The sequence below is a fragment of the Pseudidiomarina homiensis genome (assembly GCF_003987225.1).
Lineage (GTDB): Bacteria > Pseudomonadota > Gammaproteobacteria > Enterobacterales > Alteromonadaceae > Pseudidiomarina > Pseudidiomarina homiensis.
The window spans coordinates 235,057-257,243 of sequence record NZ_PIPX01000001.1; the positions used below are offsets into that span (position 1 = coordinate 235,057).

18 protein-coding genes are annotated in these 22,187 nt (G+C 49.9%); 7 read left to right on the forward strand and 11 right to left on the reverse strand.

From position 1 onward, the window contains the following. Window positions 1-24: 24 nt before the first annotated feature. Window positions 25-1,269, forward strand: coding sequence for a NupC/NupG family nucleoside CNT transporter (locus CWI70_RS01095; protein WP_126769767.1), 1,245 nt, complete (start codon window positions 25-27; stop codon window positions 1,267-1,269). A gap of 148 nt (window positions 1,270-1,417) precedes the next feature. On the opposite strand, the gene tesB is transcribed toward CWI70_RS01095, so the two are convergent. Then, complete coding sequence (gene tesB / locus CWI70_RS01100; protein WP_126769769.1) at window positions 1,418-2,281, reverse strand: acyl-CoA thioesterase II; 864 nt, start codon at window positions 2,279-2,281, stop codon at window positions 1,418-1,420. A gap of 70 nt (window positions 2,282-2,351) precedes the next feature. Further along, complete coding sequence (locus CWI70_RS01105; protein ID WP_241967799.1) at window positions 2,352-3,245, reverse strand: sensor domain-containing diguanylate cyclase; 894 nt, start codon at window positions 3,243-3,245, stop codon at window positions 2,352-2,354. A gap of 231 nt (window positions 3,246-3,476) precedes the next feature. Here CWI70_RS01105 and acnA point away from each other — a divergent pair, with 231 nt between their 5' ends. Beyond that, a complete protein-coding gene (gene acnA, locus CWI70_RS01110) occupies window positions 3,477-6,158 on the forward strand; it encodes an aconitate hydratase AcnA (protein WP_126769771.1) in 2,682 nt (893 codons plus the stop codon). A 79-nt stretch (window positions 6,159-6,237) separates the two neighbouring features. Here acnA and CWI70_RS01115 read toward each other — a convergent pair whose 3' ends face one another. The 3 genes from CWI70_RS01115 to CWI70_RS01125 all read right to left on the reverse strand — a co-directional run bounded on the left by CWI70_RS01115 (window position 6,238) and on the right by CWI70_RS01125 (window position 10,692). Next, complete coding sequence (locus CWI70_RS01115; RefSeq protein WP_126769773.1) at window positions 6,238-9,477, reverse strand: S41 family peptidase; 3,240 nt, start codon at window positions 9,475-9,477, stop codon at window positions 6,238-6,240. 82 nt (window positions 9,478-9,559) lie between these two features. Further along, entirely contained in the window at window positions 9,560-10,273 is a 714-nt protein-coding gene (locus CWI70_RS01120) for an SDR family NAD(P)-dependent oxidoreductase (protein WP_126769775.1), read from the reverse strand. After that, window positions 10,270-10,692 (reverse strand): 2-amino-4-hydroxy-6-hydroxymethyldihydropteridine diphosphokinase, encoded by a 423-nt coding sequence (locus CWI70_RS01125; protein ID WP_126769777.1) that lies wholly within the window; start codon window positions 10,690-10,692, stop codon window positions 10,270-10,272. Before CWI70_RS01125 ends, CWI70_RS01120 begins: the two co-directional genes overlap by 4 nt. A gap of 129 nt (window positions 10,693-10,821) precedes the next feature. On the opposite strand from CWI70_RS01125, the gene CWI70_RS01130 reads away from it, so the two are divergent. The 4 genes from CWI70_RS01130 (at window position 10,822) to asnB (ending at window position 15,973) form a co-directional block, all read left to right on the forward strand. Then, complete coding sequence (locus CWI70_RS01130) at window positions 10,822-11,307, forward strand: hypothetical protein (protein WP_126769779.1); 486 nt, start codon at window positions 10,822-10,824, stop codon at window positions 11,305-11,307. Continuing rightward, entirely contained in the window at window positions 11,304-12,743 is a 1,440-nt protein-coding gene (locus tag CWI70_RS01135; RefSeq protein WP_126769780.1) for a sodium:solute symporter family protein, read from the forward strand. Before CWI70_RS01130 ends, CWI70_RS01135 begins: the two co-directional genes overlap by 4 nt. A 125-nt stretch (window positions 12,744-12,868) precedes the next feature. After that, window positions 12,869-13,933: an aspartate/ornithine carbamoyltransferase family protein gene (locus CWI70_RS01140; RefSeq protein WP_126769782.1), complete on the forward strand. Its 1,065-nt coding sequence runs from the start codon at window positions 12,869-12,871 to the stop codon at window positions 13,931-13,933. A gap of 24 nt (window positions 13,934-13,957) precedes the next feature. Beyond that, window positions 13,958-15,973, forward strand: a complete 2,016-nt coding sequence (asnB, locus tag CWI70_RS01145; protein ID WP_126769784.1) for an asparagine synthase (glutamine-hydrolyzing) — start codon at window positions 13,958-13,960, stop codon at window positions 15,971-15,973. A gap of 53 nt (window positions 15,974-16,026) precedes the next feature. On the opposite strand, the gene CWI70_RS01150 is transcribed toward asnB, so the two are convergent. Further along, window positions 16,027-17,412, reverse strand: coding sequence for an alkaline phosphatase (locus tag CWI70_RS01150; RefSeq protein WP_241967800.1), 1,386 nt, complete (start codon window positions 17,410-17,412; stop codon window positions 16,027-16,029). A 196-nt stretch (window positions 17,413-17,608) separates the two neighbouring features. Between CWI70_RS01150 and CWI70_RS01155 the strand changes: the two genes are divergently transcribed. Further along, the gene (locus CWI70_RS01155) at window positions 17,609-18,061 is read left to right on the forward strand and encodes an Hsp20 family protein (protein ID WP_126769786.1); all 453 of its coding nucleotides are present in this window, start codon (window positions 17,609-17,611) and stop codon (window positions 18,059-18,061) included. A gap of 23 nt (window positions 18,062-18,084) precedes the next feature. On the opposite strand, the gene CWI70_RS01160 is transcribed toward CWI70_RS01155, so the two are convergent. The 5 genes from CWI70_RS01160 to CWI70_RS01180 form a co-directional block, all read right to left on the reverse strand. After that, a complete protein-coding gene (locus CWI70_RS01160) occupies window positions 18,085-18,912 on the reverse strand; it encodes a PDZ domain-containing protein (protein WP_126769788.1) in 828 nt (275 codons plus the stop codon). Further along, window positions 18,909-19,319 carry a hypothetical protein gene (locus CWI70_RS01165; RefSeq protein ID WP_126769790.1) on the reverse strand — a complete coding sequence of 137 codons (411 nt, stop codon included), beginning with the start codon at window positions 19,317-19,319 and terminating at the stop codon, window positions 18,909-18,911. Before CWI70_RS01165 ends, CWI70_RS01160 begins: the two co-directional genes overlap by 4 nt. After that, complete coding sequence (locus CWI70_RS01170; protein ID WP_126769792.1) at window positions 19,316-19,861, reverse strand: RNA polymerase sigma factor; 546 nt, start codon at window positions 19,859-19,861, stop codon at window positions 19,316-19,318. The genes CWI70_RS01165 and CWI70_RS01170 overlap by 4 nt, the downstream gene beginning before the upstream one ends. An 81-nt stretch (window positions 19,862-19,942) precedes the next feature. Beyond that, window positions 19,943-21,724, reverse strand: a complete 1,782-nt coding sequence (locus CWI70_RS01175; RefSeq protein ID WP_126769794.1) for an ExeM/NucH family extracellular endonuclease — start codon at window positions 21,722-21,724, stop codon at window positions 19,943-19,945. Beyond that, window positions 21,693-22,187 carry a MarR family winged helix-turn-helix transcriptional regulator gene (locus tag CWI70_RS01180; protein ID WP_126769796.1) on the reverse strand — a complete coding sequence of 165 codons (495 nt, stop codon included), beginning with the start codon at window positions 22,185-22,187 and terminating at the stop codon, window positions 21,693-21,695. Before CWI70_RS01180 ends, CWI70_RS01175 begins: the two co-directional genes overlap by 32 nt.

Sequence of the window (22,187 nt, forward strand, 5' to 3'; positions counted from 1 at the left end):
TAACTAAAATAAACGGTCTATTATATGAATAGTTTCCTCGGCATCGCCATTTTGTTTGCCATTGCCATATTGTTTTCGACCAATCGTAAAAACATTCGTTGGCGCACTGTGGGTGGCGCTTTCGCTATCCAAGTCTTACTTGCCGCTTTTGTTTTGTACGTGCCATTTGGTCAAGACGTCTTGTATGCGGTCGCTTCAGGTGTATCAAAAATCATCTCGTTCACCAGTGCTGGCATTGATTTCATGTTCGGTGGTTTGGCCTCGGCTGATTTTGGCTTTGTATTCGCGATTCAAGTTCTGAGTGTTATCGTCTTTTTCTCCTCGCTTATTTCAGTGTTGTATTACCTCGGCATTATGAAATGGATCATTCGTATTCTGGGCGGTGGCTTACAGAAGATCATCGGTAGCAGCCGCCCCGAATCTATGTCCGCAGCAGCAAATATCTTCGTTGGGCAGACCGAAGCTCCGATGATGGTACGTCCGTTTATTGCCAGCATGACTCGCTCTGAGCTCTTTGCGGTTATGGTCGGCGGTATGTGCTCGGTATCTGGTTCAGTGCTTGCCGGATATGCAGGTGTAGGTGTCGAACTGAAATACCTTATCGCCGCCAGCTTCATGGCAGCACCAGCGGGCTTGATGATGGCGAAGATCCTCATGCCAGAGCTAGATAAACCGCGCGAAGATATCGAAAACATCATTGAGAGTAATAACACGCAAAAAGCCGGCGACGTCCAGGTGGAAGACCGTGCAGTTAACGTGATCGACGCCGCCGCAGCAGGTGCTTCAAGTGGTGTGCAACTGGCCATTAATGTTGGTGCTATGCTGATTGCTTTCGTAGCCTTAATCGCACTTATCAACGGCATTTTCGGTTGGGTAGGGGACTGGTTTGGGCACCCAGACCTGTCGTTACAAGAACTCTTTGGTTATGTCTTCCAGCCGATTGCTTATGTACTTGGCGTAAGCTGGGATGAAGCCCAACTTGCCGGCAGTTTTATTGGTCAGAAGCTGGTTATTAACGAGTTCGTCGCTTACCTCGATTTCGTCAATTACCGCGAGCAGCTAAGCGAGCACAGTGAAGTTATTATCACCTTTGTACTGTGCGGCTTCGCGAACTTTTCGTCGATTGCAATTCTGCTCGGTGGACTTGGTGGTATGGCACCGAGTCGACGTCATGATATTGCGCGTTTAGGTTTGCGGGCGTTATTGGCCGCTACTTTGGCAAACATGATGAGCGCAGCCATCGCCGGCTTCTTCTTTACCATCTCGTAATTCGTGGTTTGTTTGGGTAGCCCGTGGTTCTACCACGGGGACTGTCGAATTCAACAAAAATGGACAAAACGTTTAGCTAGGCCCGTGGTAGAACCACGGGCTACTTGATTTAAACCAACAGCAAACAGCGAACAGCAAACATCGCTTTTTACTTGTTGTGTTTTCGCATGACGCCTTCTTGGGCGGTTGATGCTACTAAGACCCCATCACGCGTAAAGAACTGCCCTCTAACTAAACCGCGAGCGCCACAAGCTACCGGACTGTCAATCGCATACAATATCCAGTCATCCATACGAAAATCCTTGTGGAACCACATGGAGTGATCAATCGTCGCCATCTGCATATCTGGCTGGGCAAAGCTTGCACCGTGCGGCTGTAATGCGGTTGGCAAGAAGTTAAAGTCGGATGCATAGGCAAGTAAATACTTGTGAATGCGTGGATCGTCAGGCATATCGCCGTTGGCTTTAATCCAAACGTAGCGCTTTGGCGCATCAATTTTAGGTTTGAACGGGTTGTTCGCCGTCACAAACCGCATTTCGATCGGTTTCTCTGAGATAAACTTATTGCGTATACGTTCTGGAATGAGTTCTGCATGTTCGCGATAAATATCGATATCGGACACCAAGCCTTCAGGTCCTGGAACTTCTGGCATGGTGTCCTGATGTTCAAAGCCCGGCTCATCGATTTGAAATGATGCCGTCATATAGAAAATGGGTTTACCATATTGAACAGCTTTGACGCGTCGCGTCGAAAAACTTTTGCCATCGCGCACGTTTTCAACGTCATAAACGATAGGTTTCTGCGCATCGCCCGGGCGTAAAAAATAGGAATGTAGGGAATGTACCTTGCGATCTTCTGGTAAGGTTTCTTTGGCTGCGGAAAGTGCTTGGCCAATCACTTGACCGCCAAAGACTGCGCCGAAACCTAAATCTTGGCTTTGACCACGGTAGATACCCTGTTCGATGGTTTCTAATCGTAATAAGTCTAATAAATCCTGCAATACCTGACTCATTTTTCTTCCTTAAGAGTGGCTTAGTAAGGCCATTATAAACTGCCGAGTGGTAGCGACAATAGCGTAATGTTTAAAGCAGGGTAATCAATGAGGTGGTCGTCGGGTGATGTTTTGCCTTGTACATTACAGTGTCCGCTTGCTGCAGCAGGGTTTCCAGTGACGGGTGAGGGGCGCGTGAGATCACACACCCAACACTGGCGGTAATGCCAAACGATAAATGATCCATTTGAATGGGGCTTTTTAGTGCTTCATGTAGCTTTTGCACAATAGCTTTTGCAGTTTCTTCATCACCCACGTCGGCGAACAAGGCGACGAACTCGTCACCACCGATCCGCGCAATCGTATCGTTATTGCGAATCTGACTTTTTAATCGCCGCGCCGCGGAACGCAGTATTTCGTCGCCAATCGCATGACCGTAGCGGTCGTTGACGTCTTTAAAGTGATTAAGATCGATGTACGCTACGGCCAATGGATTATTACTGGCTAACAGTAATTCAGCTTGGCGATAAAAATAGCTACGATTGGGCAAGCCGGTCAGGGAATCGTGATGAGCACTATGCTGCAATTGTTCTAGCAGCTCTTCGCGCTGATTTTCGGCTTGTCGATGCGCTGTCACGTCACGCGCAACGGCAATACGAATACCATCATCGGGTGAATAGCGTGCCGACCAAACGATGTGAGCGACGTCGCCGTTCTTACGGATATAGCGGTTCTCAAAATGAATCTTCGCTTCACCGGCGACGATCTCGTTCACAACCTTTAGGGTTTTTGCTTGGTCGTCCGGATGGACAAAGTCAAACATACAGCGGCCAATCATCTCGTGTGGGGGATAGCCAAATACGCGCTCGCCACCGGCACTAATATAGACGAACTCATTGTCGGTGTTGACCACGCAAATGGCGTCCATGAGTAGGTCCATGTAATGCCCAAGGGCTTCGAACATTGGAAGTTTGGGATGCGGCACGCTGTTTACCTATGTGAATTCATTACCTAGTTTTATAGCACTATCACGGTCAACATAAAATCAATCTGTTGAAAAGCTGAGCAACAAATGATTTAGGAAGTGTTTCAGCAGCTTAGTGAGTTGATCTTTGTTAGTGAAGATCCCATAGTGAACATAGCTATCATTTATGGCTTAGCTGGCAATTTATGGCTAAGCTTAAGGAATCTATCGTTCGTGGAGAAGGAGAGAGCTATGTCGAGCCACGACAGCCTGAAGACCCTAAGTACGTTAGAAGTGAATGGTAAAACTTATCACTATCATAGTTTGCCAAAAGCCGCGGAGAAACTAGCGGCAATAGGTGATGTCGACAAACTACCGACATCCATGAAAGTTTTGCTCGAAAACATGTTGCGCAACGAAGATGGCGATACCGTCAAAGAAAGCGATATCGAAGCTATTGCGCAGTGGTTGAGTGAACGAAAGTCAGATAAAGAAATTCAATACCGTCCGGCACGAGTGTTAATGCAAGACTTTACGGGTGTGCCAGCGATTGTGGACTTAGCCGCAATGCGTGACGCAGTAGGTAAAGCTGGACAGGACCCAGAGCAAATTAATCCATTATCTGCCGTCGACTTGGTCATTGACCATTCCGTCATGGTGGATAAGTTCGCCTCACCTGAAGCGTTTAAAGAAAACGTGCGCATTGAAATGGAACGTAACTTTGAGCGTTATCAATTCTTGCGTTGGGGCCAAAGTGCATTTGAAAATTTCCGCGTAGTACCGCCGGGAACCGGCATATGCCATCAGGTAAACTTAGAATACCTAGCCAAAGTTGCATGGACGAAAGATCAAGACGGCAAAACCTTTGTGATGCCAGATACCCTCGTCGGTACCGATTCGCACACCACCATGATTAACGGTCTCGGCGTTCTCGGTTGGGGTGTTGGTGGTATTGAAGCTGAAGCGGCGATGCTTGGACAACCGATTTCAATGCTGATTCCGGAGGTTGTAGGCTTCCGAGTGACCGGTAAACTGCCTGAGGGCGTTACCGCCACTGACTTGGTATTGACCGTTACGCAAATGCTGCGCAAACAAGGTGTTGTAGGTAAATTCGTTGAATTCTACGGCCCTGGCTTAGATAACTTGCCGTTAGCTGACCGTGCAACCATTGCCAATATGGCGCCGGAGTATGGTGCAACTTGTGGTTTCTTCCCGGTAGACCAAGAGACTCTTCGTTATCTTGAGCTCTCTGGCCGTGATCAAGACACCATCGATCTGGTAGAAGCCTATAGCAAAGCCCAAGGTATGTGGCGTGAAACTGGCAAAGAGCCGGTCTTCACCGATTCACTAGAGCTTGATTTGAGCACGGTAGAAGCTTCTCTTGCGGGACCTAAACGCCCACAAGATCGTGTAGCAATGCCGCAGCTCGGTTCGAACTTTGACCTGATTCTTGAGCAAGATGGCAAAGCCAACGAAAAAGACAAGAAAGTCCAGGTGCCGGGCAAGGATTATAAATTGGCCCACGGCGACGTGGTGATTGCCGCAATTACCTCGTGTACCAATACTTCGAACCCTAGTGTGCTCATGGCAGCGGGCTTGGTTGCCAAAAAGGCCGTTGAAAAAGGTTTAGACCGTAAGCCTTGGGTCAAGTCTTCACTGGCGCCAGGCTCCAAAGTGGTCACCGACTACCTTGCGAAAGCGGGTTTCACGCAATACCTTGATAAGCTTGGTTTCAACTTGGTGGGTTACGGTTGTACGACCTGTATTGGTAACTCAGGGCCTTTACCTGATGAAATCAGTGCCGCAATTAAAGAAGGCGACCTAACCGTATCATCGGTGTTGTCAGGTAACCGTAACTTTGAAGGTCGTGTACACCCTGAAGTACAGGCCAACTGGTTAGCGTCACCACCGTTGGTGGTGGCTTATGCGCTGGCGGGTACGACACGCATTGACTTGAGTAAGGAACCGCTTGGTGAAGATCAAGACGGCAACCCCGTCTACTTGAAAGATATTTGGCCGAGCAGCAAGGAAATCGCCGATGCGGTGAGCTTCGTTGATGGGCAAATGTTCCGCAACGAGTACGCTGAAGTGTTCGATGGCGACGAAGAATGGCGCAGTATTCCAATTGGCGAAGGCAACACGTACAACTGGAGCGATGACTCAACCTACGTGAAGAATCCGCCGTACTTTACTGAAATTGATCAGCCGTTGCCACCAATGAGCGACATCAAAGATGCTCGGGTATTGGCAGTGTTTGCTGATTCAATTACCACGGACCATATTTCACCTGCCGGATCAATTAAGCACGACTCGCCAGCAGGGAAATATTTGCAAGCGAATGGCGTAGAGGTGAAAGACTTTAACTCTTACGGTTCGCGTCGTGGTAACCATGAAGTGATGATGCGCGGTACCTTTGCCAACATTCGCATCAAAAACCAGATGCTGGATGATGTGGAAGGTGGCTTCACTGTACACGTACCGTCGGGCGAGCAAATGCCTATTTACGATGCCGCCATGAAGTACCAAAAAGACAACACTCCTTTGGTGGTGTTGGCTGGTAAAGAGTATGGTACTGGCTCAAGCCGCGACTGGGCGGCTAAAGGTACTATCTTGCTTGGCGTGAAAGCGGTGATTGCTGAGAGCTTTGAACGTATTCACCGTTCAAATCTCGTTGGTATGGGCGTTTTACCGTTGCAGTTCGAAGATGACCAGGGTGTCAAAGCCCACGGCTTAACCGGCAATGAGCAAATTTCGATTGAAGGAATTAACGAAGACCTCAAGCCTGGTCAAATGCTGAAGGTTACCGCTAAGAAGGACGATGGTTCCGAGGTTACCTTTAAGGTGAAGTGCCGTATCGATACGAACAACGAACTGCAGTACTACAAAAACGGTGGTATTTTGCATTACGTGTTACGCCAAATGTTGGCCGCGTAAACGCTTTACGCACTTGATAAAAAACGCCAGGCATTGCCTGGCGTTTTTGTTTGTGCTTTAACATATCAGCTGCGGCTGATTAACCCCCTAACTCAGTGGGGAGAGCAGGCGGCTCGCGGTAGTCCCGCGGAGGGTTTTTACGCAGTTTCTCTAAGGTCTCAGCAACGCCACGTTCGAGCTGTGGATCACGGCCTTCGTTCACCGCCAACGGGTTGAGGATAACTTCGATATCTGGCGTTACACCCTCATTCTCAACTGCCCATTCGCCCTCCGGCGTAAAGAAACGGAAGTAAGGCACGGTGTGAAACCCGCCATCAATGAGGCTTGGATTGGCACTAATACCAATTAAGCCGCCCCAAGTGCGTGTACCGACGGTGGTACCGAGGTTCAAATACGAGAAAGACCACGGTAAAAAGTCACCGCCCGAGCCTGCATCCTGGTCGATGAGCATCGTTTTAGGGCCGTGAATCGCTGCTCCGGGTGTGGTCCACACTGCTGCGTCACGTTCATACCAACCTGACAAATGCGGCCGTGCTAACAGTTCGGTAATGTAATTGGCCGCTTGCCCGCCACCGTTACGGCGCTCGTCAATGAGCAGCGCGGGTTTATTGGCTTGCGGGAAGAACATACGGTTAAAGAAGTAGTAACCGGCATCCGTTGTGTTAGGTAAGTATACGTAGGCAATTTGGCCGTCGCTTTGCTCATCAACATAACGTTGGTTTTGCTGGATCCAATGCCATAGTCTTAGCTCGCCCTCATTTGCGGTTGGCGTAACGGTCACTTCACGTGCGTTAGCACCAGCGGCTGAATCTGCTACGGTTAAGGTAACTGCTTGTCCGGCGGTGCCAACAAAATGAGCGAAAAGCGACTTATCAGCATTTATTTGTTGACCGTTGATGGCCAAGATGAAATCACCTTCGGCAACGTCGATTCCAGGCACAGCAAGCGGAGCCTGTAAATCAGGACTCCAGCGATCGCCTTGGTACAGCGTGGCAATTTGGTAGCGGCCATCAACAATGTTGAAGTCTGCGCCAAGCAAACCAACATTATCGTTTTCGCCTCGGAACACATCGCCGCCGCCGACATTATTGTGGCCGACTTGTAGCTCGCTAATCATGCCAACCAAAACCGTGTTGAGGTCAGCGCGGCGTTTCACATGTGGGAGTAGCGCTGCATATTTGTCATAGATTGCTTGCCAATCGATGCCATGCATATTTTCCGCGTAGAAGTACTCTTTTTGCATACGCCATACATCGTCAAATATTTGCTGCCATTCGCGTTGTGGGTCGATAAAGCTTTTCACTTGGTTCAAGGCGATGGGCTTACCTTCAAACTTGGCTGCAGCGGGGCCGACTGCCAAAGTGCTCGGTGCACTGAAAGTTAAGAGCTGTTTGCCATCGGCACTAAGATCGTAGCTGGCAATTTTGTCGCTCACTTGCGCAGCCTCGCGCGAGGCAAAGTCATAACGCATAAGGCTCATTTGATTCGGGCCGTTACTTGGCGTTTTGACACCGTCTTGGGGTTGCAGCAAGTAGAACAAGCTACCGTCTTCGGCTACAGCGAGTCGCTGATAAAACTGCTCCCCCACCGGCAGGGCGCTGATACGCGAGGTTAGGCCCTCGATAGCTATGCTAAATACAGGCTTATCTTTTGCTTCGTCGTCATTGCTGTCATCACTGGCCGCACTTTCATCGCTCTCATCGCTTAAACGCGGGGCCACTGGCGATGGCACATCAGTGCGTAAACTCAAGGCATAGATGCCCATACGCACCGGGCGTTCTTGCGCAGACAAATCCAGCCAACTAATCGCCGGACCAGCGTTGACTGACGCTGTGAAGAACAGATAGTCGTTGCTAAAGACTGGGTTACTGGCAAAGCTCATACCCTCTGTTAGCGCTTGTTTTGCTTCGGTTTCAGTATTGTACAAATAGATTTTACTGAAGCCCTGAGCGTTTAAGGCATTAAACGCAAGGTAGCTGCCGTCCGGAGCAAAGGAAACCTGTTGGTCCCAGCGGCGTTCGCCAGAGTGGACTTGGCTGAGTTCACCCGACGCGGTATCGAGTAGATAAAGGTTGATATGATTGTCGCTCAAGGCAATACGTTGGCCATCGGGTGACCAAGCCAAAAGGCTGTAGTAGCTCGAGCCGGGCAGCGCAAAACGCTGTTGTTCACCAATACCATCTTGCGGCGCGATGACGACAGCTTGTTCACCGTCGTCTTGGACGAAGGCAATACGATCGCCATCTGGGTGCCATAACCCGGTATATTCACGTTGCCCATCGGTACTACTCAGGTTGCGCGTAGGCCCATGTTCAACAGCGACCGAGAAGATGTCACCGCGAGCAGTCAAGGCGACGCGTTTGCCGGTCTTAGATAAGTCAAAGTCAGTAATCATTTTGCTTGCATCTTGCCAATCAGGTTCGAGTTGAGGGGCAGGTGCAGCAAGTTTTATTTGTAGGCGTTGCGGTTCGTTATTAGCGACTTGCCAACGGTACAGGTAGCCGCCAGCGGAGAAGACAACGTTGTCCCCGTGGCCATTGGCACTGGTGATGTCCCATTCGGTAAACTGGGTCAGTTGTTGCAATTCGCCTGCAGTGTAGCGGTACAAGTTGGCGGCAACATCATCACGATCGGAAATCAGATAAAGGTCGTCGGCCAACCAAAATGGATGATGGTGGCTGGCATTGGCACGTGGTAGCTGGCTAAATTCATCGTCATCTTTATTGAGCAGCCATACGGGCGGCGTGGAACCGCCGCGATGCAAGCGCCAACCTGCCGTTTGGTTGTTGGGTAAGCGGTTTGGCCGGTAGGCGAGGGTTTCACCATCGTTGGCAAACTTGCCTTCGGCGACCACAGCTTCCATGTATTTCTCTGGGTAACCACCCGCTACTGCGACACTAAACAGTTGGCTACTGCGAGTATTGAGTACCGCACGATTCGAGGTGAAATAGACACGATCGCCTGCGGCAGCCCAGTCTGTTACTACATCGTGACTAGGGTGGTACGTAAGGCGCTGCGCTGCACCGCCATGAATTGACATTACATAGACATCGTTATTGCCATGATAGTCGGCTGAGAACGCAAGCCATTGGCCGTCTGGCGAGAAAAGCGGTTTAGTTTCGCTCGCCGGGTGACTGGTCAATTGCCGCGGCTGGCTGCCATCGTGATTCGCTAGCCAAATGTCACCACCATATACGAAGGCGATGTGGTTGGCGGAAATATCCGGTTGTTCAAGGAGTCGTGTTTCTTCGGACTCGCTCGCATTGACGCTGACGCTCAATGCGGCTACTGCAACCCAGACGAGCTTATTGGTTTTCATTCGTATGCCCTTCTTGCAAAAGAATTGGGTGAGTTTAACTGCAAGTCATCCAACAATTTAGCACAAGAATTAGCATCGTGACTTAGATCATCAGTGCTCGACCACCATCGACCTTTATAAATTCACCGGTAACAAAAGGATTATCACGAAGAAAACGCACCGCTTGCAGCATGGGCTCAAGTCCGCCTTCTAGGTTGAGCGGCGTTTCGGCCAATACTTTTTGACGATGTTCACTATCATGTTCTGGCAGAAACAGAATCGGTCCAGGTTGAATACCGTTTACGCGGACTTCTGGCGCCAGTGCTTTGGCAAAGCTGAGCGTGAGGTTGGCCAGTCCGGCTTTGGCGGCGCAATAAGCAATGTAGTCGGTCGACGGGCTATCGGTGTAGATGTCGGTAATATTAATCACGACTGCGTTATCCGCCTGCTTTAACTGTGGTCGGAAGCCGTTAATAAGCAAGTAGGGCGCCTGCACGTGCACTTCGAAAACTGCAGCTAACGCAGTAGGGTCGCTATCAACCGTTTGGTTATTGAAGAAACAGGAAGCGTTGTTTACCAACAAGTCAATACGCTGAGTTTGTGCTTGGACGGCGGCAATGAGCGCCGTAATGGCGTCATGGGAGGTGAGGTCGGCTTGCACACCAACGGCGCCTAGCTCTTCTAATTCGGCAACGCCGTCGCGCGAGGAGTTGTAATGAGCGAAAACGCGATAGCCTTCCGCAAGCAGTGACTTGGCGAGCGCAAAACCAAACCGGCGGCCAGCACCGGTAATCAAGGCGACAGGTTGCTGGCTCATGCAATGAGCTCCTCGTTGTGTAAAGTAACTTTTAACTCTTCAGCCAGATTGGCTAAATAACTCGGCACTTGCAGCCAAGCCTTATCGAGCGTCGCCGACGTGAGCTCGGCAGTGATCTCGGCAAGAATGTCGATATCCATTGGGCGGTCTTTTTCGCTACTGCGTGGGTCAGAGCGATCGCGGCCAAGGGCTTCCTCGATGGCATTAAATTTGGCTTTTAATTGCTGCGCTGGGAGCGAACTTTCGATAATAAACAAAGCATTTAAAAACTCATGCTCGGTTTCGATGGCAACGGGCTGTGTATAACGAGCCGCAGAAAAGTACGTGCGGCCTAAGTCTTTAAGCTGTTCTTTTGCGAGGCTGAAATTTTTCTCAGGGGCAATGTTTGCGCCCATACTGCATAAATAACGTTGCGTCATAACCAAACTGCCTTGTCGTTGTCTGCTCTAGCATAACCTGATACGCAGCAACTCGAAAGAGAGATCCCTTCAGTTGCAATGCTTTTCACAGCTTGCTAGCCTAGAAACAAAGAGCTACAGGAAGGAAACGTGCCGAAACTCGACGGCTTAAGTATTCACATCGCTCTGTTGTTACTCATCACGCTGTTGGCGCGACCTGCTGCTGCGCAACAAGCATCTACCGCTGCCGAGACGCAGCCAAACACCGACTATCAATTGACGTTATCGACTGAACGCAGCCGCGAAGGCTATTTCGTGGTAGCAATCGATCAAGCTCCGCAGACCAAAATGGTGTTGCAACAAAGTGCCAGCGCCGACTTTTCAGCTATAGCAGCCGAGTTTGATTGGTTCGGTGATTTTACTGAAATAACGCTTACTGGCTTCAGCGATGGTGAATACTATTTTCGCCTCAAACCCGTTGCAGGGGTGAGTAGCAATGTAGTGCAATTACGAGTGGAGCACTATTCGCAGTGGCAAGCATACAGCCTGTTTTTTATCGGTCTCTTTCTGTTTAGCGTATTGGTGATAACGCTTATCACCTTGCACTTGCGCACGCGTCGACAGGAGGTGGCATGAACGAAGTAAGTGGTTTTGCGCTGTCGAGCTCCTTGGGGCTAACACTGGTGGTGTTGTTTGGTATCGTCTGGATCGCATTTGGTTGGTATTTGGGCCGTGCCAATAAAACCCACGAAGATTTTGCTTTGGCTGGACGTAATGTTGGTTTCGCTCTGGCTGCAGCGACGGCAATGGCGACGTGGGTCACCAGCAACACCACCTTGGTCGCGCCACAGTTAACGTACCAGTTTGGCGTATGGGGCATGGTCGGCTATTCCTTTGCCGCACTCGGGCTGATTCTGTTTGCACCATTGGCCGCGCGGATTAAACGCTTAATGCCCAATGGCTACACTTCGGGAGACTTTATCCGCTTACGTTACGGCCGTGCCGCGTGGTGGGTATTTATTATTATTTCGGTCGTTTATGCGTTTGGTTGGTTAGTCTCACTTGGTATGGCCGGCGGTATCTTACTCGAAGCGCTCAGTGGTCTGGACTATCACATCGGCATGAGTGCTATTTTGCTGATTTGTGTCGGTTACACACTTTTTGGTGGCTTACGCGCGGTTATTGCAACGGACTTTATTCAAGCATTAATTATTATCGTTGGGGTGGTGTTGATTGCTTGGTTCTTGATTGACACGGTGAGTTTGGAGTCGATTCACCAAGAGGTGAAAAGCAATCACCCGCAATTACTCGATCTCCTGTTCCCAGCGGCAATTATGTTTTTATTCAATAATATATTTTTTGGTTTGGGAGAGATTTTCCACTCCAATGTCTGGTGGTCAAGGGCACTGGCTTTCAAGGGCAAGGTTGCCTTTAAAGCCTATTTGTTAGGTGGTTTATTGTGGCTGCCCATTCCAATTGTGACTGGCTTTATTGCGTTGGCGGCACCACAACTTGGTATTTTCCCACCAAGTGCAGACATGGTGGGGCCAATGGTTGCTGCTGAAGTGCTGGGTAAAATTGGCGCTGTAGTGGTATTCATAGTGGTATTTTCGGCATTAGCGTCTAGTCTTGATTCATTACTTGCCGCGACGTCTGACCTGGTTACCCGGGATATTTATCACAAGTACCTTAAACCGCAAGCGAGTGACCAACATTTATTACGGTTTAATCGTTACAGTATTTTAGGCTTAGGCATCGTCACGTGGCTGTTCTGTTTGCCTCAAATTGCCACCTTAGGGGCTTTGCTGAACTTCGCTGGGGCTTTTGTGGCGAGTACGATTTTCCCTGTTGTCCTTGGTCTGTACCAACGTAAATTGACTGGGACTTATGCTGCTGCAGCCATGGCGCTGGGCACCTTAAGTGGCCTTGTAGGCTACTTTACCATCGGTTTTTACGTCGCAGCACTACTTTCGTGCATTGTATCGGCGGCACTATGCGGGTTTGGCTTACTTACCAGTCAAGCGCGCTTTGATTGGCAGCAGTTGAATGAAAAAGAGGAGCCAACCTCATGATCATGGGTCTTACTGCATTTAGTACCTTGGTATGGGTTTGCCTTGCGCTGACTGCCTGCGCACCGCTCATTTTATTGGGGCTGTGGTTAAAAGATTTCCTTTCTAAACAATTATGGTAATCCACTATGAACGTGAATGACGTCTCGTTTGAGCGTGAACGTCCGGATGTCTATGGGGATGCTCATCCCAAGGCATTGTTAAGGACGATTCAAGAAGACGGTGATTTTCTGGTAAAACTGGCCAATCAACATATTGTGTCGGGTGATCAGTTTGACCAAGACACCATGAAGCAGCTATTTCGCTTGGCCGCTAAGATTGAAAGTAATCCCAAGCGTTTTAGTTCGCCGTTACAAAATAAAATATTAATTAGTGCGTTTTACGAACCAAGTACGCGCACTCGGCTAAGTTTTGAAAGTGCGTGGCACCGACTTGGTGGTGACATCATGTCGATTACGGATCGCTCGACCACCGGTATTGCTAAGGGCGAGTGCTTGGCCGATGTCGCTGAAATGTTTAACAATTATGGTGACTGTGTCGTACTTCGAGATAACCATGAAAGCTCGTTGTTCGAGATGATGGATGCACTGCGCATTCCAATTATCAATGCCGGTAATGGTGTCGATGAGCATCCAACGCAGGCGCTGTCCGACATGTACGCTATTTTCAAATGGCGCCCCACACTGATTAACCCAGAAGAGAACGACAAGATTAAAATTGGCGTTATCGGTGTACCCAACAAAATGCGCACAGTTCGTAGCTTTCTCAAGTGCTTGTCGGTATTTCCACATGCTGTGGATGAACTGGTTATTATTCATGACGAAGCAAGTACTGGGGAATTGTTTGGCCAAGGTCAGCGCGAAGAGTTAGAAAGCCGTGGCATTACTATTCGCACCGTGACCGATCTCGATAGTGTCTTGCCTGAGCTTGATGTGGTGTATATCAACGCTATTTCTTGGGAGGGTGACACGTTTAATACTTATGGCAGTGCGTTTCATTTAACCGCCAAGTCACCGCTAAAACAAGATGCGATTATTCTGCATCCGTTGGCGCGCGGCGATGAACTTTCAACGGATCTCGATCACACTTCTCACAACTGGTATTTCAGCCAAGCGCGTGGAGCGGTGTTTCTGCGGATGGCCCTTTTAACCTGTATGGTCGAGCGCGCTGAACGCGTGATTGATGTGGTGTAATAACAAAGCGAGGATTAAGCAAACATGTGTGGTATTGCAGGAATTTTTAATCTGCGTGCGGAGCAAACGCCCGTCGCGCAAACGCTTGTGAATATGGCCGCAATTATGCACCACCGCGGTCCCGATGGTTTTGGCTATCAGATTATGGACGATACGGGGGTTGGCTTTAGTCACGCGCGGTTGTCGATTATTGACTTGAATGAGGAACGTGCGCGGCAGCCGTTCGTTTCTACCGATGGCAATTTGCTGTTGGCACATAACGGTGAATTCTACGATTTTAAACGTATTCGCGCGGACTTGACCGCGCAGGGCGCGCGTTTTCGTACGAAAAGCGACTCCGAGATCGTGATGCATCTCTTTCAACGTGAAGGGTTGGATGAAACGTTAAAGCATCTACGTGGCGAGTTTGCTTTCGGCTTGTACGACAAACAGGACGACAGCATGTACTTGGTGCGCGATCGTTTCGGTATTAAACCCTTGTATTACACGGAAACCGATGAAGGCGTGGTGTTTGGTTCAGAGCTAAAAGTGCTGTTTGCGCATCCGTCAGTGAAGCGAGAGTTTTCTTCTGAGGGTTTGTATCACCAATTGATTCAAGTGATGGTGCCAGGCTCAACGGCCTTCGAAGGTATTCGCCAAGTGCCACCTGGTCACGTCGTCAAGGTTCAACGTCGCAACGGCAAACTGGAATTATCAGAACATAAATATTGGGATGTAAACTTTCCGCAAGAAAGTGAGTATCCGGGTGATGATGTGGACGAACAGCCGTACATTGACGGTGTACGTAAACACCTGTTAGAAGCTGTACAACACCGTCTAACAGCCGATGTACCAGTGGGTTGCTATCTCTCTGGCGGGATCGACTCATGTGCGATTCTAGGCCTTTCTGCAGCGGCAACCCAGACGTCGGTGAAAGCCTTCACTATTGGTTTTGATTCGGACGCTTATGATGAAACACCCATCGCCCAAGAAATGGCTGAAGCTACGGGAGCCGATCACCACATTATGCGTCTTAACGCTGATGATTTGTATGATCACTTCGTGAAGACCATTTGGCACACCGAGCGAACCATTTACAACACCTTGGGTGTGGCCAAGTACTTGATGAGCCAGCAGGTAAACCAAGTTAACTACAAGGTGGTGCTAACCGGTGAGGGTTCGGACGAATTATTTGCCGGCTATCCAGCTTTTCGTAAGGACATGTTCTTACATGGGCTTGATCACTTACCGGATAGTGAGCGCGCGGCGTGGCAAGAATTACTCGAGAAAAACAACAAATTATTTAAGGGCGCAATGCTCGCTCGCGAAGAATTTGTCAGCCCAGCGTTTAACGCGAAAATGGGTTTCACGCCGAGCTGCGTACAACCGTGGTTGTCTTGTGCCAACGTAGCGTTACCTTTGATTGCTGAGCAACGTCGTGGTGAAGTCGAAGACTATGATCCGGGTAAAGCTATTGCTGACACGCTTGATGCCAGCATGTTGAAAGGGCGTCATCCACTCGATCGAGCACAGTATGTGTGGATTAAGACCATGTTAGAAGGTCAGATCTTAACGTGGGGTGGTGACCGGGTCGACATGGCGAACTCAATGGAAGCGCGTCCAGCTTTTCTTGATCATCACTTGGCCGAATATGCTTTCACTGTGCCGCCGCACTTGCGCATTAAGGGCAACAAAGAAAAGTATGTGTTGCGTGAGGCGATGAAAGGCTTACTGCCCGAAACGCTTTATAAGCGTGAGAAATTCGCCTTTATGGCGCCACCAGCGCATACCGATCCGAAGAAGTGGCAAGCGGTGCTGAAGTTAGCTGAACAATTCTTGTCGAAAGAAGCGGTGGAAGAGGCAGGGTTGTTAGATTTTGCTGAGGTAGAGCGTACCTTTGCCAAGCATGAATCCGACGAAGTTAGCATTGATGAGAAAGTGCAACTCGACGCTGTGATTAATCACATGCTCGGTGTGCAAATTCTACATCATCACTTTGTTAAAACGGACGTGCCTGAAATGGCCGCACAGCGTGCCAAAGAACTCGGTTGGCACGCATAATCGGCGTCATCATGTCTTAGCAAGCAAGCAAGCAAGCAAGCTGCAGATCGTGCTTAGCGCACGATTTGCAGCAATACTTTCGCGATATCTGTATTGTCTTTGTAGCCGCGTAATTGTTCCGCGTAGGGACCTGACGCCATAATTGGCACATCCACCGCGGTGTGGCCACTGGTGGTCCAGCCGGTGCGCGTAACTTCGCTAATAAGTGCCACCAAAGCTTGATGGATGCGTTTCTCATGATCTTTGCGGTCTTCGCTGCCACTCATTTCTGTCGCTAAGAGTTGTTGCCACTGTTGCTCGCTGAGCGCTAAATTGAGCCGTGGTGCAAGATAATCACGCCACTCATCCCGTGAACGTTCGAGCAGGCCGCCGACCAGTACTTCCAATGAATTCTCGATGGCCATCACGCGCTCAGAGTACCATGCGTATTCGCCGCCTTGGCCAAGGGTCAAACCACCGGTAGAGTGGTCAGCAGTGACCACAATAAGTGTGTTTGGATGCTGCGCTTGATAATCCTTAGCGACTTGCAAGGCTGCGGCAAAATCACCAACTTCATGCACGGCACAGGCGATATCGTTGGCGTGCCCACACCAATCAATTTTTGAACCTTCGATCATCAGCGCAAAAGGTTGACCAGACTCGTCCTGCTTTGCTGTGAGTAAGCGCAACGCATTGCGTGTCAACTGGGCCAGGCGCGGCTGATCATCAACCGCATAAGGCAATGCCACTGGCGCGAATAGACCTAGTACTGGTAACTGTTCAGTAGCTTCTAACGCTTGATAATCATCGACAATGGTCATGCCTTGGTTACGAAGCTCAGGTAGCCAGTCTTTATCGTCACGTTTGAAGTAGCTCATACCGCCGCCAAGCAGTACATCGAAGCTCCATAATTCGTCTTGCGCGCCAAATTTAGTACTGGCAAAGGAGTCGGCAATGGCGTTGTACATGCTGCGTGAAGGATGGTGCGTAAAAAACGATGCCGGGGTGGCATGGGTCACTTGTGAGGTCGAAACTGCACCAGTGAGCCAACCATGCTGACGAGCTTTTTCCATTAGCGTTTGTTGCGGATGCTGCGCGCTATCGACACCAATCGCCCCGTTGTAGCTCTTAACACCGGTCGCTAAGGCGGTAGCGCTAGCGGCGGAGTCAGTGACCCACGTATCATCGTCAGGGTAGGTCGTTGCTGCGCCTACCAGCATGTCATCGAAAGGTGTTTCGATGAGTGGCTGGCCGATTTCGCTGTGGGCGTAACGGTAGGCTGAAATGAACTCAAAGCCGGTACCGTCGCCAATCAGGAAAATAATATTAGGTGCGGAATTAACCCCAGCAACTTTGCTCTCAGCAGTTGCCAAGGTCGCATTAGTGGACGGCGCTGGGGTTTGTGAGCAAGCGGTAATGGCGACTGCCATAGCGCTCACCAAAAGTGTACGACGCAACATGTAAAACTCCATGGACAAATTTAAACCCAAGCATAGTAGCACAGCGCAAATGACATGCGTATGACGCTGCGGCGAAGCAAAAAAATTTTCAGGTGAACTCTTGAATCTCGTTGATTTGCTCCTATTTATAAGTTGTACGCGATGTCTCTGAGAGAGTCGCGACACTAACTAAACATTGCTTCTTAGGAGAATGATTATGGCTACTATTGATTTATCACCACTTTATCGCAGCAGTATTGGTTTTGACCGTATGGCACGTTTATTGGACTCAGCGATGCGCGCTGACGGTAACGCAGCTGGCGGTTATCCTCCGTACAATATTGAAGTTATCGGCGACAACCGCTACGCAATTACACTTGCAGTTGCTGGCTTTACCGATGACGAACTCAGCATTGAAGTTGAAAATGGTATCTTAAAAATCCAAGGTCGTAAGGACGAGGATAGCGAGGAACGTCAATACTTGCACAAAGGCATTGGCTTCCGCAGTTTTGAGCGCAAATTTAACCTTGCTGATCACGTTGAAGTGAAAGGTGCCAAGATGGAAAACGGTTTATTGACGATTGGTTTGGAAAAAATCATTCCAGAAGCCATGAAACCGAAGAAAATCGAAATTGGTAAGTCACTCAACTTACTCGAAAACGGCAAATAAGCTTGATTGCAACGGAGGGCGACTCAGTCGCCCTCACATGCTTGTTCAATTTCTCGCCAAACCACCGGTTGCCAATATTCTTCTTTAAAGGTGCTGAGACGTTTTTCGCGCACAAACTTGGCCGCTAAGTAGTAGGTGGTATCTGCTTTAATATCAATTTCGATGGCCTTCGCTTGTTGTATCCCTTTTTTACGTCGTACCCATTGATCAGAAATCAGTTCATGCAATTCAATGACGTGCTTGCCGGGTGACAATTTAACGATCGAGCGACGTGGCGGGGCATTTTCCCCATCTATCTGAGAAAAGTAGGCGGGGTAAAGGTCGCGAGTTTGTGGGGGCGTTGCAAATACACTAATGCGGCCACAAGCATTACTGTCGGCAATATCAACTTGTTCATTAGCAACATCAACCTCAAGTCGCCACCCTGGAATAACCGTTGCAGCCACTTTTCCTGCGAGCGTTTTTGTTTGTTCGTCGCGAGCGACGACGACAAGAAGTTCGCTACCGTGTTCGAGCCCTTCGAGATAGGCGATGATGTCGCCAAGGGCTTGAGCGGAGAACTTCTGCTGATCAATTTGCAATAATCGATCACCAGTGCGAACGCCCATGGTCGCGGCTACCGAGCCGTCTCGAACAGACATAATTTCGCCGTTCGGATGAATGACTGCGCCCCAGTCGAAGTAGCTACGAGCGGGTTCCTCCATACTCACCACGGCGTCTTTACCGTGTGCTTTTGCTGCTGCCACGGCTGCAGCTCTAGCATGTTCGCGGGCTTCGTGATCTTGTGCAACGGCAACACCGACGTTGGCGAAAACAAGACTTAAACTTAGTACGCTTAGAGCCAATTTCATGACGAAGTCTCCTTTGCCGTTGAAGTGGCTGTCAAAACCGCACGGCGTTGCCATAGTGCATCTATCTCGCTGGCATCAGCACCCTCTAAATAGGCGCGCTGTAATTGCTGATCCAAGGTATCGAGGCTGTAATTACCCGCTAACAACATCGGACTGGTGTTGGGTTGTGGCTGCTGAGTCGTTTGCGGTTGAATCACCACCAGCCATGCTACTGCGGCAGCAACCGCAACTGCAGGAGTCAGCCAAAATAGTCGACGTGGCTTGTGCGCTGTCTGCTGAGCGGGACCTAACTTCACGCTCAATTCACGCCACTCCACGGCATGCTCTGGTTTTGCCATTGCTTGTAGCCGTTGTTCGAGTAGTTGCTCGGTTGCGCTGAGCTTACGTTTGGTCGGGTGCTGCTTCATACCTGACTCCTCTCTTTTAACTTCTTTAATGCTCGATGGTAGCGTTGGCGAATGACCACCGCGGTGGTCGCAAACATATCTGCCAATTCTTCATGTTGATAGCCTTCAACGAGGTACAACCAAATGAGTTGGTACTCATGATCCTCAAGCTGTGCCAGAAGCTGTTCAATGTTGTCGAGTTGGGTTAACCAATCGCTTTGACTCAGCCAGTCTTGCGCATCAAGTTCTTGATGCTCAGCGGCTTCGCTAACGGCATACTGGGGTTTGCGAAAGTGCGATAGCGCCGTGTTCACAGTAAGTTGTTTTAGCCAACCGCCGAGAGCTTTTGGGTCACGTAATTGAGTCATTTTCTGGAACGCAGTTAAAAAGACATCTTGGGTAAGATCGCGGGCTAATTCTTGATCGCGACACATCCCAATAAGGAGTCGCTGTACTGCCGGTTGAAAGGTCTCAAAAAGCAGCCGTTGGCTATCACGACGGCCACGTTGAGCCCCGTCAATGACGTCCTTTGCGACTTGTTGTCCGAACCCTTGTCCTGTCATAACGTTCCTGTTGCAACTTGTTCATTCATAAGATGCAACAGGACGTATAGATGTGACAAGTTTTTGTTGTTTTTGCGCGGCTTAGAACTGTAGGTCGATAATCACTGGGTCGTGATCAGAAGAACGATAGGGCGACGGCGCATACCAATTGGGCTGCTGAGCAAAGTTGTCGTAGCCTAACGCGGTGGGTTCATCGGCATTGACCAACCAATGTTGCTGTTGCAGGACGCGACCATGCAGCGCATCGGAAACCAAAATGTGATCTAAACTGCCGGCTTGCGCATCATAAACATAGGAATAACCTTGTGGTTCGAAATGCTCGATACGGTTGTGATAACCCGCTTGGGCAAAAAGCTGCAACGGGTCTTCTTGGGCATAGGCGTTGAAGTCACCAAGTAGTACTTGCGCTGGCGTTTGTGCGAGCGTCGACTCCGTGGACATAAACTCAACTAACAAACGCGCCGACTCCGTGCGCGCCGCGTTCCAACAGGCTTGTCCGTCGCCTTGATTCGCGTTGGGGTCAGCGTCATCGCGCGGACACGAACCTTTTGATTTGAAATGGTTTACCGCGACAGCGAAGCTTTCGGCGCTGTATGACGGTTGAAAACGCTGAATCAAGGGGTAGCGACTGCGGTTACTGAACGGCCCCGTTGTTACCGTTAGCGGCTCGCCGACGGCGGTTACGCGGTCACCGCGGTAAATCAAACCGTTGGTAATCGAGGCGCCACCAAAAGTATCGTCGGCTGCTTGAATAAAACGCCAGTCGTGGTTCGTCGTCGTCCGCATGCGATTAACTAAACGAACTACAGCGCTGTGATTTTGGTAACCGTCGTTTTCAAGTTCCATTAAGCCGATGATATCGGCGTCAATGGCAATCAGAGCGGCAATTATTTTGGCTTCTTGGCGAAGAAAATCTGCGCGTGTCTTGGCCCCACGATCAGTCGGGAACTGTTGACTTGGGCCATTACCATTGAAGTAATTCAGCACATTAAACGTGGCGATCCGAATCACGCGGTCATCGTCCACTCGCGCCGGCGCTTCTGGTCGAGGATTACTTTTTTGAAAGGTGACCGCAGATGTTGGTTGCAGCCGATAGCGACCGTTGTATTCGCTTAAAATACCGCGCATCGGCTGCACGGTATCGCCTGTCCGTAGCGTGTTCTCTGCACTTAATGCTGGGGCAGGGTAGTCAACTTGTGCTGGTTGTGGCGCCTTATTGTCATCGATAACTAAGCGTTTGAGTTGGTAGCTTGCGGCTAATTGCTGTGCCGCAGTACCTGGTGTCGCAATCTGGGTTGGGGTATAGAGGCGCTCTGGCGCGACATCAAAACTGCCATGCCGACCAAGCAGGTAGGTACCATTAACGACAAGTTCTTGTGGCAGGTGTACCAACTGACCTTCGAGGGCCTCAAAGTCAGCGAGCTTGGCGACCGGCAAACGCAATTCTTTGGCTGCAGGAAGTTCACCAGTACCACAGGTCGTGATTTTTAGCACATCGGTTAATTGGGTGAGTTGCTGTTTCTCGGCGACGACACCCTCTACGGCAATGCGATCACCAATAGCCACCGGTGTCACTGAATTGACATAGATACCAGCAGAGTCATCTTGCAGGAAGAACCCGCCCAGCTCGTCCTCCGCTTGCCAACTTGCGGTCACAACACCACTGACACTCACTAATTGGCCGACCATTGGCGACTGCATTTGCTCGCCTTGGACGGCGGCGATAGTGTGCTCAGCCGTAGCGCAGTCGCTGGCAGCTGTTTGCCAACCGGCATTTGGTGAGCTCGCACAGGCGGCAAGGCTAAGACCAAGAGCAGTAGCGACAAGCAGTTTAATTGTTTTGCTTAAAGTGTTGTTGTGCATAGGTTCCTACTTCGAGTACATCGGCGGCATCAAGCCGTTCAGCGTCCATCATTGCGGCAATGCGCTGCATCGACGAGAGCAGTTGTGATTGTTCCCAGTCGGCCAGCGCCTGGAACTTACGGATAAAGTCTTCTTGTAAGGGTTTGGGAGCAGCGTTAAGTCGTTCTGCACCCCGAGGCGTCAACGATAATACGACGCGCCGGCGATCTTGCGTACTGCGCTCGCGATGAATAAGTTCACGATGCTCCAAGCGATCAATGACATTACTCACCGTGGCTGGGCTAAGCGTAATGTTCTGCGCGACAGCACTGGCAGTAATGCCATTAGGGGCTGCGGCGACTTCACGTAAGATCAGCAACTGCGGCGCAGTTAATCCAGTGAGCTTATTCAACTGTTTTGAATAAAGGTCGGTGGCGCGGATAACCTTGCGCAATGCCAATAAAAGTTCTTCGTATTTTTCCAT

Excerpts from the sequence above, each read along its gene's own strand:
- CWI70_RS01120 (WP_126769775.1), bottom strand. The coding sequence starts at position 10,273 with ATGAGCCAGCAACCTGTCGCCTTGATTACCGGTGCTGGCCGCCGGTTT.
- tesB (WP_126769769.1), bottom strand. The coding sequence starts at position 2,281 with ATGAGTCAGGTATTGCAGGATTTATTAGACTTATTACGATTAGAAACC.
- CWI70_RS01170 (WP_126769792.1), bottom strand. The coding sequence starts at position 19,861 with ATGACAGGACAAGGGTTCGGACAACAAGTCGCAAAGGACGTCATTGAC.
- CWI70_RS01165 (WP_126769790.1), bottom strand. The coding sequence starts at position 19,319 with ATGAAGCAGCACCCGACCAAACGTAAGCTCAGCGCAACCGAGCAACTA.
- CWI70_RS01160 (WP_126769788.1), bottom strand. The coding sequence starts at position 18,912 with ATGAAATTGGCTCTAAGCGTACTAAGTTTAAGTCTTGTTTTCGCCAAC.
- CWI70_RS01175 (WP_126769794.1), bottom strand. The coding sequence starts at position 21,724 with ATGCACAACAACACTTTAAGCAAAACAATTAAACTGCTTGTCGCTACT.
- acnA (WP_126769771.1), top strand. The coding sequence starts at position 3,477 with ATGTCGAGCCACGACAGCCTGAAGACCCTAAGTACGTTAGAAGTGAAT.
- asnB (WP_126769784.1), top strand. The coding sequence starts at position 13,958 with ATGTGTGGTATTGCAGGAATTTTTAATCTGCGTGCGGAGCAAACGCCC.
- CWI70_RS01140 (WP_126769782.1), top strand. The coding sequence starts at position 12,869 with ATGAACGTGAATGACGTCTCGTTTGAGCGTGAACGTCCGGATGTCTAT.
- CWI70_RS01125 (WP_126769777.1), bottom strand. The coding sequence starts at position 10,692 with ATGACGCAACGTTATTTATGCAGTATGGGCGCAAACATTGCCCCTGAG.
- CWI70_RS01180 (WP_126769796.1), bottom strand. The coding sequence starts at position 22,187 with ATGGAAAAATACGAAGAACTTTTATTGGCATTGCGCAAGGTTATCCGC.
- CWI70_RS01135 (WP_126769780.1), top strand. The coding sequence starts at position 11,304 with ATGAACGAAGTAAGTGGTTTTGCGCTGTCGAGCTCCTTGGGGCTAACA.
- CWI70_RS01095 (WP_126769767.1), top strand. The coding sequence starts at position 25 with ATGAATAGTTTCCTCGGCATCGCCATTTTGTTTGCCATTGCCATATTG.
- CWI70_RS01150 (WP_241967800.1), bottom strand. The coding sequence starts at position 17,412 with ATGTTGCGTCGTACACTTTTGGTGAGCGCTATGGCAGTCGCCATTACC.
- CWI70_RS01155 (WP_126769786.1), top strand. The coding sequence starts at position 17,609 with ATGGCTACTATTGATTTATCACCACTTTATCGCAGCAGTATTGGTTTT.
- CWI70_RS01115 (WP_126769773.1), bottom strand. The coding sequence starts at position 9,477 with ATGAAAACCAATAAGCTCGTCTGGGTTGCAGTAGCCGCATTGAGCGTC.